This is a genomic window from Ensifer sp. SL37, from assembly GCF_026672675.1.
In the GTDB taxonomy this organism is placed as follows: domain Bacteria; phylum Pseudomonadota; class Alphaproteobacteria; order Rhizobiales; family Rhizobiaceae; genus Ensifer; species Ensifer adhaerens.
Genome location: NZ_JAPPRN010000007.1, coordinates 1,050,279 through 1,069,598, shown reverse-complemented (window position 1 = coordinate 1,069,598; position 19,320 = coordinate 1,050,279). Strand labels below are relative to the sequence as shown.

The following is a 19,320-nucleotide window of genomic DNA, read 5'->3' as shown; positions in this document are numbered from 1 at the left end:
TTCCCGATAGCATGCTGCAATGCCGCGGTGTCGACACCAAACGAAACCCACGGAAAGATATTTCCGCGGGCTACAGCCATCCGGACCTTTTGAACCGCCAGTAGAGAATAGAGCAGAGCGTCGCAATGACACCGAGGACGGCAAAGTAGCCGTAACGGGTTGCTAGTTCAGGCATGTGTTCGAAGTTCATCCCGTAGATTCCGGCAATGGCTGTCGGGACGGCAAGAATTGCGGCCCAGGCTGCAAGCTGCCGTGTGATGGTGCCCTGTCGTTGCTGCTCCAGGAGATTGGAGGCCTCGAACACGGACGTCATTATCTCGCGAAGACCGCCTACCAGGCCTTCCACACGTCTGACATGGTCAAGAACGTCTTTGAAGAATGGCTTGGCATTGTCGTCGATACATGGCAGCTCGAGATGAGTTAGCTTGCCCGCCACCTCTCCCATCGGCCCGAGCACCCGCTGGAAGCGAATGACGTGACGGCGCATCCGGAAGATGCGCCTGATCTGCTCGGGCTGCAGGAAGGACACAAGTACGTGTTTCTCGAGCTCCAGAACTTTGTCCTCAAGCGTTTCGACCACCGGCAAATAGCCGTCGACAACGAAGTCGATGATGCCGTGCAGGACATAGTCCGGTCCGTGCTCAAGAAGCTGGGGCGACTGTTCCAGGTGTTGGCGCAGTTCCTTGTGGGAGCGGGCAGATCCGTGGCGAACAGAAATCAGGTGGTGCTTCCCCACGAAAATGCAGGTTTCGCCGTAGGTGATCTTGTCACCCTCAAGGTGGGCCGTCTTGACGATCACGAACAACTGGTCGCCGTAGATGTCCACCTTCGGCACCTGATTGCCGTTGAGGGCGTCTTCGACGGCAAGTGGGTGAAGAGCGAACATGGCCTGAAGGTCGGCCATTTCCTGCTTTGTCGGTTCAGTCAAACCGATCCAGGCGAAGTCGCCACCTGATGCTTCGAATGGTTTGGCGGCAAGCGGGATTTCTTCGGCGCGCTTGCCCGAACGATACATGTAGGAGGCGACGACTGGCATTTTTTGAAGTTCCGGGAGTTGATATCGCAGCGTGAAGCATCTGACCTAAGGTTAGATCGTGACTTGCTCGCCAATCTCGACCACGCGATTGGCTGGCAGCTTGAAATAGGACGATGGATCGATGCCGAGACCTGCAAGTGCAATGTAGAGCTTGTCTTGCCAGCCGGGCAGACCTGAGTTCGGGTCACCAATAAGGGTCCTGCGCCCGAGATAGAAAGAGGTCTGCATGATCTCGAACTTGAAACCTGCCTTCTTGCACAGTGACAGCGCCTTCGAGACGTTCGGTTCGTCCATGAAGCCGAAGCAAAGCTCGAGCCTTGTAAACCGGTCTGACAGTTCAGTCATTGAGACGCGGTCTTCCTGCGCGACATACGGATGCTCGGATGTGCGAACCGTCAAAATAACATTGCGTTCGTGCAGGACATGATTGTGTTTGATGTTATGGAGGAGAACGGCGGGTGTCTTATCGCCGACGCTGGTTAGAAAGATTGCCGTCCCTCGAACGGTCTGGGGCGCATGCGTGGACTTCTCTATCGAGCGGATGAAGGTTTCCAGCGGGATATCGTTGCGCGCGGTCTTTTCGCGCAGCATTGCGGATCCCCGCGTCCAAGTCCACATCACCACCATGATTGTCAGTGCCAATGCCACCGGCACCCAGCCGCCATCATGAATCTTGAACAGATTGGCAAGCAAGAAGACGCTCTCGATGACGAGCAATGGCGCTAGAAGCAGTGCAGCCAGAACGGTTGAGTATCCCCAGACGGAGCGGAGAAACTGGAACGCCATCACTGTTGTCACAACCATCGCGCCTGTGACCGAGATTCCATACGCGGTCGCGAGAGACTCTGAGTCCCCGAACGAGAAAATCAGCACGATGACCCCGACGAACAGCAGCGCATTTACGGCAGGGACATAGATCTGGCCGGTGTTGGTCTCGGACGTAAATTTGATCAGCAGTCGAGGAAGAAAGCCCAAATGGACCGCCTGGCGAGCGAGGGAAAACGCTCCCGTGATGACAGCTTGGCTAGCGATGATTGTCGCCATGGTCGCGAGAATGACCATCGGCAGCAGCGCCCAGTCTGGATAGAGAAGATAGAATGGGTTGTTGACCGCGTCTGGGTGGCTCAGCACGAGCGCGCCTTGGCCGAGGTAGTTCAGCGCCAATGCGGGGAATACAAGGATAAACCATGCCGTGCTGATCGGTTTCCTCCCGAAGTGGCCGAGATCTGCATAAAGGGCCTCGGCTCCCGTGACCGTCAGGAAGACGGCGCCAAGCACGATCAGACCTGCCCAGCCTGCATGCGTGATGAACCACAGGGCGTTGATCGGGTTCAGAGCCTGCAGGATGGTCCAGTCGTCGCCGATGTGGATGAGACCGCCCCACGCCATCGCGAGGAACCACACAACCGTGATTGGCCCGAAAAACCTTGCGACCGCTTCCGTACCCTTGGACTGCACGGCAAACAATGCAACCATAATGACCGCAGCAAGGGGAAGCACGTAGTCCGAAAAGGCTGGTGTGACGAGTTTCATGCCTTCGAGCGCCGACATGACCGAGAGGGCAGGGGTGATCATGGCATCCCCGATAAACAGGGCCGCCCCGATTAGGCCCGCGAAAAACAACACGGGCATGAAACTGCCGGTCTTCTTCAGCAAGAGCGCGAGAAGCGACAATGTTCCACCTTCACCGTCATTGTCGGCGCGTAGGAGGAAAAGCACGTATTTGAACGTCACGATACACGTCAACGTCCAAACCATCAGGGAAATGAGACCGATGACTTCGTCAGGCTGCGCCCCGTCGTTCAAGAAGGGGCGAAGGGCCTCCCGAAAAGCGTAGAGCGGACTTGTTCCGATATCGCCATAGACAACGCCGATGCATCCAAGCAGTAGAACGAGAAAGCTCTGCGTTCCCGATCGAGGTCCGACAGCTTCGCTGTGAGCATTGGGCATAAGGTCTCCTGAAACACCGTCGGCATTAGCGATGGCAGATATATGCTGCATTGCGAAAGTCCAGGCAATTCTCACAGGAACCGCTCGAGAATGTCGAGTGTGAATGATCGGCCGTTGGACAAACCTAACTCGCGAAAACATCAGGGAATGGTTTGCGTTCCCACCCGCATCGGCTGAGATCAGTGTTCCGCAGTGCTGAGGCGAACCAGTTGCGCTTTTCTCTCTAGAATACAGAACGATGACCGACGCAGTGAATGTCGATTGTGAAGTCTCTGGGCCCGCATCGCAGACCGAGTTAAGCAAGGTTGCCCTTGAGGCAGAGTTTCGCACGCAACCTAAAATTACACACTTATTAAGAGAGTAGGTGTAGGCAATCTCGTGTGAGTTTGGGCGCTTCACACGAGTTTCATCTGCCATGAGTTTAGTTGTCGGCGAGACAAGTGTCGCGCGAGTTGATGAACGCTGGTCGGCAACGGGGTATTGGCTGATCTGCATCTTGATCGTCGGCCTACTCATCGGGTTCGATTTGTCCGGTGAGCGTATTCACAACGCTGACATCGACGACAGTTTGCGGGGTCTGCAAATCAAGGCATTCCTTGAGGATGGCGGGTGGCTTAGGCCGGCAATACCGCGGATCCTGATGCCCGAGCCGTATATTTCGCCTTGGTCGCGAATAGTTGACCTTCCCTACATGCTCATAGCTTTCTCTCTTCAGTCCGCCTTGGGAGCGGAAGACGCGCTCGCGGTGGCCTTCCAGGTTTGGCCAGCCGTAATGGCAGTCTTTTTCACCATTGGGGTTGTTGGGGTTTTGAGCCGGATAGCGCCACGAGAAGGTGAGCTTTCGCCCGGAATGCTATGCGCCGTCCTCGTCCTTATGGCCTTCGCGATCTGGGAATTTAGCCCTGGCCGCATTGACCACCATAACTTGCAGATGGTGCTGTTGCTTACGTTGATATACGGGGTTGGCAGGCTCGATCGCATAGGCGGGGCGGTCGTCGCGATTTCAGCGACAATCTCGCTCTTGGTAGGCCTGGAGACGTTGCCTGTTATCGCGCTGGTGTTGGGAGCCTTGGCACTAGCGTGGGCCGCGGGTTTGGACGGCACCCGAACGATGCTTGCCTCAACCGCCATCACATGCCTGGTTGCGGTACCCATCCTGACCTTTTTGGTAATCGGTCCTTCCGGGTTCTGGCGTGTGGAGAACGATGCTTTCTCCGCACCATTTGCATTCGCACTGCTTGGCTTTGGAGCGATCGCAACCGTGACCTTATGGCTGGTGCCGGAGGCTTCGAGCGCGGCGTTCAAGTTTGGACTTTTGGCTACCGCCGGTTCGATGCTATCGGCTGTGCTGTTGTTCGCCTATCCACAGCTTTTGGCCGGCCCATATGCAGCCATCGACGATCTGGCCCGGATATATTGGTTTGATCGCATCGACCAGGAAAAGAGTGCCCTGGAGTTTTTCCGAACAGGGGACTACGGCTCACTTGCTCTACTGGGTATTTTCAGCTGCGTCCTGGCTGTTAGCTTGCAGCGCGCGTTGAACGCCCCCCGAACGGCAAATCCGCAATTCGCTATCATCTATGCTGTCGCCGCAGCGCTCCTCCTGACCGCGTTGGTCTCCAACCGGTATTTGCGCTTCTCTGCTGCCGTCGTTCCGTTGTTGCTGCCGGCTGCGGCGTCGATAATTCGCGAAGACAGCCAGGTGGCGGTTAGGCGGTTGGCTGCGTTTGGCGGGATGGCTGTTGTGATGGCCACCTCATTGTACTTCGTCGTGCCTTTTGAGCGTAAGACTACGGATGCTTTTGACCACCTGCTCTGGAATGATTGCAAGGGGGCGGATTTCTCGCTGCTTGCCACCCTTCCACCTGGACAAGTGATGACGCCGCCGGCACTGGGGCTTGAGATCGCCCGTAGGTCGCAGGACAGCCTTACGGTGTCGAGCGTTCCCTTTCACCGGGCTGCGCCAGCGATCGGACGGGTTCTTCGGGCCTTTATGTCGAGTAGCAACAATGAGCGGAATGCTCTTTTAGCCGGGTTCGACTATCTGGCCGTTTGTCGGGCGCCGTTAGGGCTCGTGGGAAACGAGAAGATGCCGTTGTTCGATGCCATCATGACAGGCAGTGCTGGGCCGGGCCTTCATCCCGTATCATCAGTCAAACAGTCTGACCTCATCGTCCTGCGGATTGAAAAGTAGCGTGCGCCTAGGAGTATATGTTTGTTTCGCAGGCCACGTTCAGCCGGGCCACGACAGGATCCGAGGCCGGCAGAAATCACGTCGAAGCGGTGAGTCGAAGCGGTGACGGTCACGCGGAAAGTTCACCATTCCGGATCGCTGCGGGGCTGGAATGGACGCCACTGCCGTTCCGTTCCGCTCACGGTTTGAATTGTAACGATACTTATTGTCACTTCCCACTTGCCGCCAATCAGTGCAGTGGTTCATCACGTAGTTTGTTTGGTTGCTCCGCGACCAGCTTTGAGAGAACCGGCAGTATGAAGAAACCAAACCCTCTGACGCACTTCCCGCGGACGAACATTTTCCGTCCAGGCGATGTTTTCGTTCTGTTTGGTGAGCTGTTCGATCGGGGTTATGCCACCCATCTGGTCGACCAGGCCAAGAAGGCCGGCATGGAAATTGTCGGGATCACGGTTGGCAGACGAGACGAAGCCAATGTTCTGCGGCCACTGAACGACGAGGAACTTGCGGCGGCTGAAGCCCGGCTCGGAGGCAAGATCATCAACGTGCCGATCATGGCAGGCTTCGATCTTGACGCGCCTGAAGGCGAGCCCACTCCGACCGACCTTCTCGCGAAGATGACGCTCGAGACGTGGCAAGACGAGAAACTCGACTGGTCGCACATCGAGAAATGCCGAGACGTCGGCGTCGAACGGTTCAAGAATGCCCTTTCTGAAGTCATGGGGATCCTTGATGGCATGATCGCTGATGGCAGGAATGTCTTCTTCGCGCACACCATGGCCGGTGGCATCCCGAAGGCCAAGGTGTTCATGGTCATCGCCAATCGCGTCTACAAGGGACGTGGCGCGCGCCACATGTCGTCGCAAACGCTGCTCGACAGCGATTTGGGCAAGCTCATTCTTCAGAATTTCGACGAGGTTTCGGCCAACACGTTCCGACACCTGATCGATCTGAGCACAGCCATCCGGGCGCGCATCGAAGCTTCCGGTGGCCAGGTTCGTTATTCGGCGTTTGGCTACCACGGTACGGGCATTCTCGTTGCTAACGAGTACCGCTGGCAGACCTATACCAATTACACGCAGGGCTACGCCAAGATGCGCCTGGAGCGCATCGCTGAGGAAGCCTGGAACAAGGGCATTAAGGCGACGGTCTACAATTGCCCTGAGATCCGCACCAATTCGTCCGACGTGTTCGCCGGCATCGAGCTGCCCCTCATTCCGCTTCTGCTCGCGCTGAAAAAAGAGGGCGGTGGCGAATGGGTCGCGCAGCAATGGCAGGCCTGCCAGGATTTGTTGGCAGATGGCTTCACCGTCGATGACGTCTTGCGGAAGATTTCCGATATGCAGACGAGCGAAGTGATGCGGCCGTTCTACGACTTTTCGTCCTGGCCAATGCCGAATAATCCGGGACAGTCCGACCTGACAATCGGTACGTCGAGCGAAATCACGGCGATGCACCGGGACGGCAAGGCGCTGATCTCCGATCTCTTGAGCCGGCTGGTGGTCGAAGCGGTTGGGCAGCTCATCTTTGGTGAGAGCTCGGCGCCATCGGGCCCTGTCCTGTGGCTCAACCACGACATCGTCGCGCGCACGCTGATCGAGACGAAAGGGTCAGCCCGCAACGCTCTCGAAGCGGCCTAAGCGCGACGCCGCAGGCGGCTACTGCCTGTCTCCTTGAGTCGCCTCCGATTGCGCGTCTGATCAGACGCGCACGCGAGGTCGATGACCGTGACGTCAAGCAGTCTTGGCGGTACTGGTCGTTAGTTGAACCAGACGACGCGTGACGATTGCACCCGCTCGGCCGACCTCTTGGGGTGGCCCTCGGCGTCCTCGGCAAACAGCGTCTTGCGTGCCAGCCGATCCATGTTCGCGAGCGCTTCGGCGATCGTCGTGTCGGCTGCGATCGTTTCTCTCTTAAATCTTGTAGCTCAAGAAGTTTGCCGGCGTAGGGCGCGCCGAGAGAGAGGATGTGCGCCTTTGTTTCAGTATCGATCGTTCGGATACAGGGTTTGGTTGAAAGTCGTGTCGTCGCCGGGTTGTCTGGGCGTTTGCCTGTGACTATGTGTGTGACAGCCAAAAAAGGATCAAACTCAATGCGTATTGCCACATTCTTGCTCGTACTCTCCGCGCTTGCCGGATGCTCCCAGACCGGCGGCGGTGCGACCAGTGTCAGACAGGATTACTATGGTGGCGACGGCGGTTTTTATGCGGGCGCGGTTGCACCGCGCTGAAGCCGCTCCGGCGGCGCTGTAACTGCACTGCCGGCAGCTCTGCGAACTCTGACAGGGGGTGGGCCCGCTCAGGCGATTTTGACAAGCATGAGGGGCCCATCGCCTGATCTTCGGCCGTAGTGGTGCCGAACGTCGCCAAGCCGCCACGAGAATGTTGGCTAAGCGACCCTCGTCGAGAAAGCTCTCCTTCCATCAAGCCAACTCTCTGCCCTTCAGGTCCAAGCTCTGTCCGATTGTTCGGATTGCAAGGGCTTGCGCTTTGACAATGGCGCGGCCCGTAACGCCGTGATCTCCCCTGGAGCAACGTGCCGACCAACCGCTTTCATTCCCGACGGCCGGATGACGTCATCGCTCATTGCTCCGGAAAGCGTCCGTCTCAAGGACGCGATCATCATCGCCGATGCGCTGGGCCTCAACGTCAGGCGAAAGTGAGCGTCAGAAGATGCCACTGTCCCAGCATCGAGCTAGACGCGGGTGTCTGTTGACATCCGACCAAGCGTCCCTGCTATTCAACGGGGGAGGGCTATTGTCGCGAGGAAGGTATGGAGCTTGATCTGAAGGTTTGCGCTTTGCCGCTCGGATGCCGGCTTCGACGCTTCCGCAGGCTCAGGCAGATCAAGCAGGAAACGTTGGCGGCGGATCTTGGCGTGTCGCAGGGTCTGCTATCGCGATGGGAAGCCGGGCAGCATGAGCCTTCAGCAAAGGCCCGGGCCCGGGTCGAGACGCTGCTCGAGCGGCATGAGAGCGTCGGGATAGACCTGACATTGCGTCGACTCATCGAAACGGCGCCGTTTCCGGTTCACCTTGTTTGCGACGACACCCATGCGCTTTTGAGCGTCTCACCGGCCAGGCAAGCCCAGTGGCGGATCTCTGCCGCGTCCTTTTTCGGCGTCTCGCTATGGCGATATGCGACGGCGGAAATCATCGAGAGAGAGCTTCAACTGCAAGAACTTGGCTGGTTTGAAGAGGTCTGGTCGGGAGCCGTCCAGTTCACGACCGGCGGCAGCGACGACCCCGATATGCCGATCCCCCCGAGCATCATCCGATGGGAACGAATAGGCATTTCCGACGGGCGCGTCGGCCGCCTGGTAACCAGTATCGATCCCATCTGAGACGCGAATATTTCATTCGTTGTCCGAGCTGTTCTGCCCCTGCTAGCCTGCCATGACCGCCAGTTGCCCCGAAACCGCCGTACCAAAAAATTCGGCGGGCAGGGCGTCTGCGCTCACATCCCATCGGTCACGATAGATCCGCCAAGAGCACTCCGGACAATGACAAATTCGCGTCGCGCCATCACGTTTTCACTTCTCATCATCTGTGCAACGCTATCGCTGGCAGGGACCGACCTCGTCTTGCCGGCCGTTCCGCAATTGCCTGAAATCTTCGGCACTGACCGGGCGACCGCGCAGCTGGTGCTTGCCGCTTATGTCGGCGGCGGCGGTCTCGGCCTGCTTCTTTATGGGCGCCTGGCGGACCACTTTTCGCGCACGGCGCTGCTTTTCTCTTCGCTCGCCGGATTTGCAGCCGCCTCGCTCGCCTGTGCCTTCTCGCCAAATATCACGGCACTTATCGCGCTGAGGTTCGTTCAAGGCGTGGCGTCTGCGGCGGCTCCGGTCTTTGGCCCAGGGTTGATACGGCAGCTGTTCAGCGACAAGGCGGCGGTGCGCGCCATCGGGTTTCTCGGCAGCGTGGAATCGCTGGTGCCGGCGCTTGCGCCGATCTTCGGCGTGCTGCTGCTTTCGCATTTCGGATGGCAATCGTCATTCGAGCTGCTGGGTGTTTTGACGATGCTCGCTGCGGTCCTCATACTCGTGCTTGGGCTGCCCCGTGAGGAAGAACCCTCCCACACCCTCGGTAGTTATGGGCAACTGCTCACGGATCGCGTCTTCATGCGATACGCGCTCAGCCAGGCCCTGACGCTCGGCGGACTGCTCACCTTCGTCTTCGGCGCGCCGACAGTCATCGTCGCGTCGATGGGCGGCTCTCTGGACGACTTCATCATCATGCAGGTCATCAACATTTCCGGGTTCATCATCGTCGCCAATCTGACCGCCCGGATTGCCGAACGTTTTGGCGCTGAAAACGTCATCCTGACCGGCACCGTCATGGCTGCCTTGAGTGCCCTTGCGCTGTTCGCCTACGGTCTCATGGGCGGTACCAACATGCTGATGTTGCCTCTATTGTTTACGCCCATGGCGATCGGCTTGGGTCTTCGCGGCCCCATTGGCTTCTATCGCGGCATTCTTGCTTCGGGTGCCAATAATGCGCGCGGATCGGCGCTGATCGTCTTTTTCATCTTCATGATCACCACGCTTGGAACCGTCATCGCCGCGCCAATCATCGCAGCCGGGCTCGCGGCGCTCGCGTTCGTCGCCTGTGCTATCCACCTCCTGTCGGTGGCCCTCCTGCTCCTGCTTCCGGCAATGCCGGAGCCAACGCGCGATGCTGCCGGCGTACCCACGCTGTAGGTATCCGAACCAGATGAGGACCCCTTGAACGGCTAAATCGACGAATCTCCAAAGACGTGCCGGTATACGCCGTAGCGCATGCCACTGATATCCACGTGTCGCTCAAGCGCGCCTCCAAGTTTTCTCGCGACCGCTTGGGAAGCCAAATTGTCATCAGTGATCAGGCTTATTGCCGTCCTCCAGCCAAGTTTGCTGGCTGCGAAGTCGAGAACGGCATGCATCGCCTCGGTAGCATAGCCTTGCCCCTGGAACTGGGGGTAAATGCCCCATCCCAATTCAGGTTCAAGCTTGTCCAAAGGAAGCTGCGCTCCGCAGTAGCCCGCCATTTCACCTGTTTTACTATCCTCGACAACGAAAAAGCCAAAGTCGCGCAAGTGCCAATGACCGATGAACGACAACATCCTTCGCCAGGCATCCTCACGCTTGATCGGACCCCCGACGAAGGCGGTGGTGACGGGGTCCCCCCAAGAATCGAGCGAAGGCCTCAAAATTGTCCTCGCGCCATTGGCGCAATATCAGTCGTTCAGTTGCTATAGTTTGCACGATGTTCTTCTTTCAAAGGTAGCCATTCTTCCTTCCGCATCCGCCGGATACCATGCCGATCGCCGCGGCGACCGGCTCCGGATGAAAGCTGCAGTTCTGCCGGCATACTGGCGCGTTAAGAGAGTTCTGAGATCGGGTTTGCAGCGACTTGGAAACATGACAGTCACGGCGCGACGCGCTACATTGTCGTTGCAGTCCACGCCACAGGTCACGGTATCGGGAGAATTATTATGCAAACGCATAAGGTCGGATACTTGATTGGTAGTCTCGCCAAAGACTCCATAAATCGCAAGCTCGCCCGTGCACTGGTGAGGTTGGCTCCTGCACAGCTTGAAATGACAGAAATATCGTTCAGGGAACTCCCGCTCTATAGCCATGACTATGATGCCGATTTTCCGCCGGTCGCGAGAGCTTTCAAAGAAGAGTTGGCTGGGGTCGACGCCATTCTCTTTGTAACCCCGGAATACAACCGTTCAATCCCGGGTGGCCTAAAAAACGCCATTGACTGGGCGAGTCGCCCCTACGGAAAGAACTCCTTCACACGCAAGCCTTCGGCTGTCATCGGGACATCGCCGGGCTCGATCGGAACCGCGGTAGCGCAACAAGGACTGCGCAGTGTTCTTAGCTTTTGCAATTCACCGCAGATGAACGCCCCAGAAGCCTACATTCAATTCACTCCGGGGCTGATTTCCGACGACGGAGAAGTGACGGTGCAAACGACCGAGCAGTTTCTCCGTGGCTACATGGAAGAGTTTGCAGCCTTCATTGCGCGCGTGCTCTCTGTCCTGCCTCGCGACGCTTGAACAAGCGGCTGCCACTCGCGTCTCCTCAAGCCGTAGGCAAGGGCGTCGAACAACGGTCGAAGTGGCTCAGGCGTCCTCACGATGGGTTCTGCCATGGCCACATCGAGGCTGCGGTCGAAATCGAGCGGCGCAAGACGTATACACGAAATGGGGAGCGCTGATTCAATCAGCTATCGCGAGGAAGTGAATTTTGATCAATGCGTTAGATGGCATATTTGATACATCACATCCAGTTCCATAATCTATCTTATGTGATTTTTGCATGTAGTGGCTATTTAGTAATGCGACAGTTGGGCCAGTTAGAGATGCGACAGTCTCGCCTCTCGACGCACTGGTCAAAGCCAACGTTGGGAGCAAGGATGACGACCTTCAGCCTGGTCGAGACCATGAGCGGTCGGAGTCGTCATGTCCTGTTTGATCACCATGTCGCAGAAAGAGTTGCATCGCCTCGAAGTCATCCAGAAGATCCGTGACGAGCGCCTGAGCGTTGTCCAGGCTGCCGAACTGCTCAACCTCAGTCGAAGTCAGATCCACAGACTGCTGCAGGCTTATGATCAAGATGGTCCGGCCGGTCTTGTTTCGAAGAAGCGATCCCGGCCGAGCAATCGGCGCCACAGCGAGGATTTCCGCAATGCGGCGCTGGATCTGATCCGCGAACGCTATCTGGATTTCGGTCCGACGCTGGCGCGCGAGAAGCTCATCGAGCTGCACCGGATTTCTGTTGCCAAGGAAACGCTGCGGCAATGGATGACCGAGGCTGGCATCTGGATCTCGCGTCGGGAACGCAAGAAACGGGTTTTCCAGCCACGTGGCCGGCGCGACTGCTTTGGCGAACTGGTGCAGATCGATGGGTCGCATCACTGGTGGTTCGAGAACCGCGGCCCCAAATGCGCCCTGCTCGTCTATATTGATGACGCCACCGGCAAGCTTTTACATCTTCGCTTTGCTGGATCGGAGAATACATTCGATTATCTGCACGCGACGAAGGCCTATCTGCAGCAATGGGGCAAGCCGCTGGCCTTCTACAGCGACAAGCACGGCGTTTTCCGCTCGCTCCATGCGTCGAAGAAAGACCGGACAAGCGGCCTGACGCAGTTCGGACGGGCGCTCTATGAACTCAATATCGACATCATCTGTGCCAACACCCCGCAGGCCAAGGGTCGAGTGGAGCGTGCCAACCAGACATTGCAGGATCGGCTGGTCAAGGAGATGCGACTTCGCGGCATCGATACGATCGAAGCTGCCAATGTCTATGCGCCTGAGTTCATTGCAGATTTCAACACTCGTTTTGGCAAGCAACCACGCAATCCGAAGGACATGCACCGGCCGCTGTCCGACCATGAGAACCTCGATGGTGCCATGTGCCGCAAGGAAGTGCGCACGCTGTCGCAATCCCTGACGCTGCGTTACGACAAGGTGCTGTTCATTCTCGATCCGACCGAGATTTCCAGGCCATTGGCGGGCCAGAAGGTGATTGTCTGCGATTATCCGGACGGTCGGCTTGAGATCATGCACGAGAGCTTTGCCCTGCCCTACAGGACCTTCGATACGTTGCGCTCGGTGCATCGTGCCGAGGTCGTCGACAACAAGCGGCTGGACGACATGCTGTCAATTGTCGCCGAGATGCAGGCCGGACGCCAACAGCAGCGCAGCAAGAGTGGTCCGAGCCGAACGGGCCAAACGGATCATATGTTCGGCATTCGAGACGGTAGCACAGCCAACGGCTACCAGAAGCGTGGTCCCAAGCCTGGCCGGCGGACGGATTTCATGAACGATCCGGCGGTGATTGCGCGACGAGAGAAAGCGTTGATGAGGCGGCCAGCGGCGGAATAAAGAGCGTCAATGCACGCCGATGTCGCTCTGCGCATCCGATTCCAACTGCAGGCAAGCTGGCCAAAGTGGCGTCTTGTGGAAGGCTCCATGCTGGAGGAGCGTAAGCCCCTCTCGTGCCTCATAGAGCACACCGAGCCAGCACAAGCGCCGAAAGACGCCATATTGGAGATCGGATTTCAACTTCCAGGCTTCTATGGTCATTTCGGTGTCCGACAGAGGCGCCAAGTCTGGATAGAGGATCTTCACAACGTCTATTGGCGTGCACCCTTCCCTGGCTTTGATATTGAGAAGATTGAGGAACATGCGCCACCAGCGTAACCGCGCTCGGACCTCCTCTTCCCGCTCGGTGGTATGGACATACGAATAGAGATAATCCGTGGCGATCAGATCGAAGAAGGCTTGCGGGTTCACCAGGAACTCCCGGCCGCGTCTGGTTGGCAGCAGCACATCTTTTTTCCGACGAAGAAGCTTCAGATGACGGGTCATGTCGCGCACCACCCAAAGCGGCGGCATGTCGCTTTCATTGAGCACCTTGTTCATGCTGTAGAGGTCTTCGGCTGTGAAGCCTGGCCAAAGGAAGTGCACAGCGGCCCAATGCACGAACTTGCGGTTCATGGCGCCGGTCGCCGTCAATCCTATGCCGCCCTCACCGTCAGCATAGGCAACCGAAAGAAGCATACCGCGAAGAAGTGGGGACAGTGCGGCGACATCGACGTCACCATGCAGCTTGATTTCCGGAAGCATCGTGCGGCTGTGATCCCTACCTCGCCCTATGCAGGTGCAAGCGAGTATCAACCGGCGACAAAACAATTGCTACTGAGAAAGCTAAAGCCGAAGGGGAGTGTCATCACCCGCCCCCGCTCCGCCCTTTCAACCCGGACCAGCCGGTCGGATCGGGGGCTGACTGGCAGAGCAAGCCGGCGGGCAGTGTCGCATTTCTAAATGGCTGGCGACGTCGCAGCCCTATTCAGCTTTGACAGAACTTGTAGCCGCAAAGTTAAAGTGTCCTGATCCTGCAAAGTTGGAATGTCACTCTCCCCGGGTTTTGATGACCTGGGAGATTGCGGATGGGATTGATTGCGATGAGCGAGCGCGATCTGCAACGGATTGAGGTTTTGTCGAAAGTGATCGCCGGACGCATGACGTTGGCGTCGGCGGCGCGCGTGCTTGAACTGAGCACCCGCCAGGTTCGCCGGTTGCTGGAGCGGATCAACACCGGCGGCGCGGCTTCAACGGGTAGATTGAAAGTACGTGTAAAAAGTTCACAAGGGCAGGTCGAACGGCAAGGGCTTCGGGATGAGCGGGGCTGGCCGCTCGTCCATGTCGAGCTCGTATTTGCCGAACCGGCGGATATGCTTGCGGGCGTAAGGGCTGAGGGCTGCGGCGAACTCCGGCGTGACACGATGCCCGTCTGCGGTCATTGACGAGAGTACGTCCGTCAAATCGGAGACATTGGAGAGCATGATCGCGTTGGCGACCAGGCTGGCATATTTGAGCTGCTTTTCCTGTTCGACCGGATCGCCGCTCTTGATGATTGGACCGCCGAAGGTAATCCAGTCGAGGAAATCGTTGAAGGATTCGATTTTCGTGGTCTCGGCGCGGATTGTGCGCCGAATCTCGGGATTGGCGATGTAGCGCAGCAGGAACAGCGTGCGCTCGACCCGACCGAGTTCGCGGAATGCTTGGTACAGTCGGCTTTTGCGGTTGTGCGAGCCGAGTTTGCGCAGCAACATGGAGGGCAGGACCAAACCGGCCTGGATGGAGAGGATCACCTGCATCATGTCCTGCCAATGGGTTGCGATCAGGCGCCAATCAATTTCGCGGGTGAAGAGCCTGTCGATATGCTGGTAGCGCACCGATTGGTCGGGACGGTAAAAGGCGACGTCGCCCCAGTTGCGCATGCGCGGCATCAGCATGATGCCGAGAAGGCGCGAAAGACCAAAGACAGGCTCGCTCTGGCCTTGGGTGTCGGCATGGAGGGTATCCGGTTGGACCGTGGATCGGTTCTTCATAAGCCCATCCAGGATATGGACGGCCTCCCAGACGCCGCAGGGGATGAAGGTCGTGAACAGCGCGATATAGTTGTCGGCGATATGATGGTAGGCGATGCCGCCATAGGCGCCGTAACGGATGTGTTGGGCGCCCAGCAGGTTGTTTTCGCGAAGCGGGACGTGGGTGCCATCGGCGATCGCGGCGCGTCCCGCGCCCCAGAGTTTTGGCAAGGCAAAGCGATTGTAGGCGTTGATCAGATCGGTCATCGCGGCTTCGAGCTTGGGCGTATCGATATGCTGGGCATTGAGCCGGCGCAACGTATTGGCGCTGGCGATGCCGGGTGCGTGCCGAGCGGCTTGGACCGGGCCAAGATTGCAGCCGTAGCCGAAAGTGGTGAAGACATAGCGCTGCTCCGCTCTGCCGAGCTTCGGGTCAGCCCCCGACGGCGGGCCGAAGTGGCGCGTGAAGTTGGTCCAGAAGGTGCCGTCCCTGAGAATGTCGAGCAGGTGACGCTCGCGCATGCGGGCATGGATTTCCGTTTCGAAGGCCAACAATCCCTCGGGCTGGCATTTGGCCTTGAGCTGCTTCAGGTGGGGTACGCCGTCTGCGTCAATCGTCAATTCGACGTTGGAGGGGAAGCCCGCATCGACCGCCCCCGCCGTAGCCGTCAGTTCCTGCCGCAACTGGCCGACAAGCTGTTCGCCGCTACCGGGAAGGCCGAGGGCACCGCAATAATTCGCCAGCCGCGCCTCGCAGTCCGACCAAGGCAGGAGTTGGGTCCTGTAGTCATCGAAGGTTTCGGCGCCGACGACGAAGAGGTCGCCGGCCTGCAGCGCGTCCGCCAGATGAACGAAGACGCAGACTTCGAGCGCCCGCCGGTCCAGCACGACACGGCCCTTGCGGCGCTTCATCACGAAGCTTTGCCATCGCTGCGAGGCGAATCTCAGGTCAAGCTGCCCGGCCAGTTCGTCACGGCGCGCGGTACGGTGCTCGATGACGACCGTCAGCGCATCGAGCAGGCTGCGGTCCTGTGTCGCCGGGCGAATCTCCATCAGTTCCAGCAGCCGGAACAAAAGGCTGCGGGTTTTGGCGTGGATTGGCCACAGCAGCGGCAGATCGTTGTTACGATGCCAGGCGCTGACCGTTTCGCATTGTTCCGAGAGCGCCTCGACGCCGCCCTGCTCGGCCAGGAGGGCGCGGATGCGGTGTCCCGTGTCAGTGTCGCTCTCGCCGTCCTTTGCGGTTTCCAGCACCTGTCCCAGGACCCCGATCAGTTTCTCCTCCATCTCCCGGTGCTGCTCCTGAAGCGTCTTAAGCGCTTCCTTGGCGGCCGCCTGGGTCTTTCGAATGCGGCGCAACAACATTTCGATCAGCTCGTCACGACATTGTGCTCGGACCTGTCGAAGCAAGCTCAGTATCAGGATGTGGCGCCGTCCTGGCCGGGCAATGGCGAGAACCTCGCTCACCTCCAAAGCCCGGGCTTCGGCGGCGAATTGGCGGAGCTTGGTATGGGTAATGCCGTCCAGGAGCGGATCGGGATCGATCAATCGGGTCAGCCAGTCGAGGCGCTCTGTCCACAGTTTGATCGTCTCGGGGCGCGCCGGTCCCGGCGTCTGCTTGAGGCGGTTGAAGGCCGTTGTCGCGGCATCCGGCGGAACCGTCAGCAGCCCATCCAGGCCCGCGGTAACATCCGGCGTCAGCCGCCCCGCGACCTGGTCATACATGCGTGTGTGGACCTGGGCCCGCAGATGGTTGACCAGCCGATCCAGTGTGCTGAAGGCCGGCAAATCGATCGAGGCCTTACCCAGGACTTCAATGGCTCGATTGATCAGGTCCGCCGGATCGCTCATCATTTCGGCCGCCGCAAGCACGGCGGCCGAAACCAGCTGCTCGGCCGCTTCAGAATAAGGCGACACGCCGAGATGAATGCGTACCGCCGTCCGATAACGGTGGAGCATCGTCTTTTGACGGGTCTCGTCGAGCAGCGGAGATGCGGCGGCCAGGTCCAGTTGCGCCCCCAGATGGGCCACCGTATCGATGTGAACGTCGGACGGCGCTGGAAAGTAGCCAAGGTCCTGCCGGCCCTTCAGCAGTGTCGCCAGTGTCAGGCGGCCGATATCGCCGGGCGCCTTGTCACGAATAAAGAAAAGGTCGGCTTCATTCAGGTGGTAGCGGGCGTCCAATTCCTCAGCCGTCAGAGGGTCGCCTGGACGCGGGTAAGCGGTGCGGTCAATCGCGGTCATGAGGTGTCCGGAAAAGGGTCCGCCGGAGGCGTGGCGAAACATGCGTGAATTGAAGGCGTTAGGACATAGCGATTCCTTGTCCGAAAAGGAAGACATTCTAGGACGGAACCGCCATCACATCCGGCCAAAAAACCGCACGGCGCTCTATCTGCGCGTCTCCACGCCGGACCAGAAGCCGGATCTCCAATATGACGGCCTGCACGGCTACGCCGCGCGCGCCGGGCTGGAGATCGTCGGAGACTACTGTGACGTCGCGGTGTCAGGCCGCCGCGAGGGACGCCCCCGGCTCAACGCCTTGATGGCGAGTGTTCGCAACCGTGAGGTTGACTGCGTCCTGGTCTGGAAATTCGACCGTTTCGCCCGTTCCACCCGCCACCTTTTGACCGCACTCGAGGAATTCGACCACCTCGGCGTGCGCTTCATCAGCGTCCAGGATCAGATCGACACCGCAAGTCCTATGGGGCGCGCCATGTTCACAATCATTGGAGCCATGGCTGAGCTGGAATCCTCTTTGATCAGCGAGCGCGTTACCGCCGGCATGAAGGCAGCCGCCGCGCGCGGCAAGCATCTCGGCCGACCACCGCTTGCGCCTCGGCTGATTGTCGAGATCGAAACGCTTGCCGCCTCTACCAGTCTCAGCGTGCGGCAAATTCATAAGAAAATTGGCGAAAAAGCCAGTCGCGGCCGCGTCGGCGAAATCGTCAAACGCATCCGATCACCAGGAGCACCGACCTTGTGAACTTTTTACACGTACTTTCAATCTACCCCTTCAATCCGGCATAAGGCGATCGGCCGACCCTCGAACAACCGGATCAGCGACGGTATTCGGGATTATGCGGTGACGCTCGTTCGCGAACGCTATGCGGACTTCGGACCGACGTTGGCGGCCGAGAAGCTAGCCGAACGCGATGGACTGACGGTATCGCGCGAGACGCTGCGCCAATGGATGTCGGACGACAGCCTCTGGCTGTCGCGCAAGCAGAGACGGACGTTCCATCAGCCGCGGCTGCGGCGCGAGGCCTACGGCGAGTTGGTTCAGATCGACGGTTCCGAGCATCGCTGGTTCGAAGATCGCGGCGATCCATGTTCATTGCTGGTGTTCATCGATGATGCGACCGGCAAGCTGATGCAGTTGCGGTTTGTGCGCTCGGAAAGTGCGTTCAGCTATTTCGAGGCGCTGGAACTCTATCTGAAGGCGCATGGTGCTCCCGTCGCCTTCTATTCCGACAAGCATTCGGTGTTCCGGGTTGCGAAGAAGGATGCCAAGGGCGGCCAAGGCATGACCCAGTTCGGGCGTGCACTTTGCGAGTTAAACATCGAGATTCTTTGCGCAAACTCGAGTCAAGCCAAGGGCCGGGTCGAGCGGATGAACCGGACGCTACAGGACCGGTTGATTAAGGATCTGCGTCTGGAGGGCGTCTGCGGCATGGACGACGGCAACGCTTTCCTGCCTCGGTTCATGGAGCGCTATAGCCGCCAGTTTGCCATTACCCCTGCCCGATCTGATGATCTGCATCGGCCGCTGAACCTTGCCCCGGATCGGCTGCGCGACGTGCTATGCAAACGTGAGCAGCGTTATGTCGGTGCCCAGTTGACGTTTTCGTACGAGCGCCAGCGGATCATGCTGGAAGAGACCGAGGTGACGCGCGGGCTGGTCGGTCGCTATGTCGAGACCTACGCGCTTGCCGACGGCAGGCTGGATGTGCGTTGGAAGGGGCATTCCCTACCCTACCGGGTGTTCGACAAGGACCAGCGGGTGACGCATGCGGCGATCACCGATAACAAGCGGCTCGGTGAACTCCTGACCTACATCAAGGAACGTCAGGAGCAGCAGACGAAGCCCGCCGTGAAGACGAACAGCGAGAAGAACGGCTACGTTCGACGCGCGCGCGGCCCGGGACGTCGGAAGGATTTTATGAACGATCCTGCGATCATGGTCACGTCACGCGAGCCTTACGGATCCAGCATTGTGTCGAAGGACGGCGAACCGATGCAGGCGAGCCTACTGTGATAGCCCAGACGAGAGCG

Annotated in this window: 13 protein-coding genes and 2 pseudogenes; 10 read left to right on the top strand and 5 right to left on the bottom strand. The window is 58.7% G+C overall.

The features are described from left to right. Positions 1 to 70 precede the first annotated feature (70 nt). Entirely contained in the window at positions 71 to 1,036 is a 966-nt protein-coding gene (locus OVA00_RS37235; RefSeq protein ID WP_060580704.1) for a magnesium and cobalt transport protein CorA, read from the bottom strand. Between the two features lie 51 nt (positions 1,037 to 1,087). Beyond that, positions 1,088 to 2,986: a potassium transporter Kup gene (locus OVA00_RS37230; protein ID WP_112772037.1), complete on the bottom strand. Its 1,899-nt coding sequence runs from the start codon at positions 2,984 to 2,986 to the stop codon at positions 1,088 to 1,090. Between the two features lie 415 nt (positions 2,987 to 3,401). On the opposite strand from OVA00_RS37230, the gene OVA00_RS37225 reads away from it, so the two are divergent. The 5 genes from OVA00_RS37225 to OVA00_RS37205 all read left to right on the top strand — a co-directional run bounded on the left by OVA00_RS37225 (position 3,402) and on the right by OVA00_RS37205 (position 9,878). Further along, positions 3,402 to 5,180 (top strand): hypothetical protein, encoded by a 1,779-nt coding sequence (locus tag OVA00_RS37225; protein WP_268090913.1) that lies wholly within the window; start codon positions 3,402 to 3,404, stop codon positions 5,178 to 5,180. Positions 5,181 to 5,476: 296 nt separating this feature from the next. After that, positions 5,477 to 6,820 (top strand): enoyl ACP reductase FabMG family protein, encoded by a 1,344-nt coding sequence (locus OVA00_RS37220; RefSeq protein ID WP_060643821.1) that lies wholly within the window; start codon positions 5,477 to 5,479, stop codon positions 6,818 to 6,820. Positions 6,821 to 7,272: 452 nt separating this feature from the next. Then, on the top strand, positions 7,273 to 7,410 hold the full coding sequence (locus tag OVA00_RS37215) for a hypothetical protein (RefSeq protein ID WP_167550732.1): 138 nt from the start codon (positions 7,273 to 7,275) through the stop codon (positions 7,408 to 7,410). Positions 7,411 to 7,952: 542 nt separating this feature from the next. Then, complete coding sequence (locus OVA00_RS37210) at positions 7,953 to 8,522, top strand: helix-turn-helix domain-containing protein (protein WP_060517886.1); 570 nt, start codon at positions 7,953 to 7,955, stop codon at positions 8,520 to 8,522. A 159-nt stretch (positions 8,523 to 8,681) separates the two neighbouring features. After that, the gene (locus OVA00_RS37205) at positions 8,682 to 9,878 is read left to right on the top strand and encodes an MFS transporter (protein WP_112772039.1); all 1,197 of its coding nucleotides are present in this window, start codon (positions 8,682 to 8,684) and stop codon (positions 9,876 to 9,878) included. A gap of 32 nt (positions 9,879 to 9,910) precedes the next feature. Here OVA00_RS37205 and OVA00_RS37200 read toward each other — a convergent pair whose 3' ends face one another. Continuing rightward, complete coding sequence (locus OVA00_RS37200; protein ID WP_268090912.1) at positions 9,911 to 10,366, bottom strand: GNAT family N-acetyltransferase; 456 nt, start codon at positions 10,364 to 10,366, stop codon at positions 9,911 to 9,913. Between the two features lie 285 nt (positions 10,367 to 10,651). On the opposite strand from OVA00_RS37200, the gene OVA00_RS37195 reads away from it, so the two are divergent. Beyond that, entirely contained in the window at positions 10,652 to 11,224 is a 573-nt protein-coding gene (locus OVA00_RS37195; RefSeq protein WP_090426756.1) for an NADPH-dependent FMN reductase, read from the top strand. Between the two features lie 405 nt (positions 11,225 to 11,629). Further along, positions 11,630 to 13,057 carry an ISNCY family transposase gene (locus tag OVA00_RS37190; protein ID WP_060521183.1) on the top strand — a complete coding sequence of 476 codons (1,428 nt, stop codon included), beginning with the start codon at positions 11,630 to 11,632 and terminating at the stop codon, positions 13,055 to 13,057. A gap of 6 nt (positions 13,058 to 13,063) precedes the next feature. Here the strand turns inward: OVA00_RS37190 and OVA00_RS37185 are convergent, their stop codons facing one another. Further along, positions 13,064 to 13,801 (bottom strand): hypothetical protein, encoded by a 738-nt coding sequence (locus OVA00_RS37185; protein ID WP_060521184.1) that lies wholly within the window; start codon positions 13,799 to 13,801, stop codon positions 13,064 to 13,066. A gap of 323 nt (positions 13,802 to 14,124) precedes the next feature. Here OVA00_RS37185 and OVA00_RS37180 point away from each other — a divergent pair. After that, positions 14,125 to 14,355: pseudogene (locus OVA00_RS37180) on the top strand (helix-turn-helix domain-containing protein); the annotation flags it as partial. On the opposite strand, the gene OVA00_RS37175 reads toward OVA00_RS37180, so the two are convergent. Beyond that, positions 14,320 to 17,292 carry a Tn3 family transposase gene (locus tag OVA00_RS37175; protein ID WP_268087624.1) on the bottom strand — a complete coding sequence of 991 codons (2,973 nt, stop codon included), beginning with the start codon at positions 17,290 to 17,292 and terminating at the stop codon, positions 14,320 to 14,322. The pseudogene OVA00_RS37180 and the gene OVA00_RS37175 sit on opposite strands and share 36 nt — an antisense overlap. Before the next feature lie 40 nt (positions 17,293 to 17,332). On the opposite strand from OVA00_RS37175, the gene OVA00_RS37170 reads away from it, so the two are divergent. After that, complete coding sequence (locus OVA00_RS37170) at positions 17,333 to 18,031, top strand: recombinase family protein (RefSeq protein WP_268088883.1); 699 nt, start codon at positions 17,333 to 17,335, stop codon at positions 18,029 to 18,031. A 30-nt stretch (positions 18,032 to 18,061) separates the two neighbouring features. After that, positions 18,062 to 19,303: pseudogene (locus tag OVA00_RS37165) on the top strand (ISNCY family transposase); the annotation flags it as partial. Positions 19,304 to 19,320: the final 17 nt, after the last annotated feature.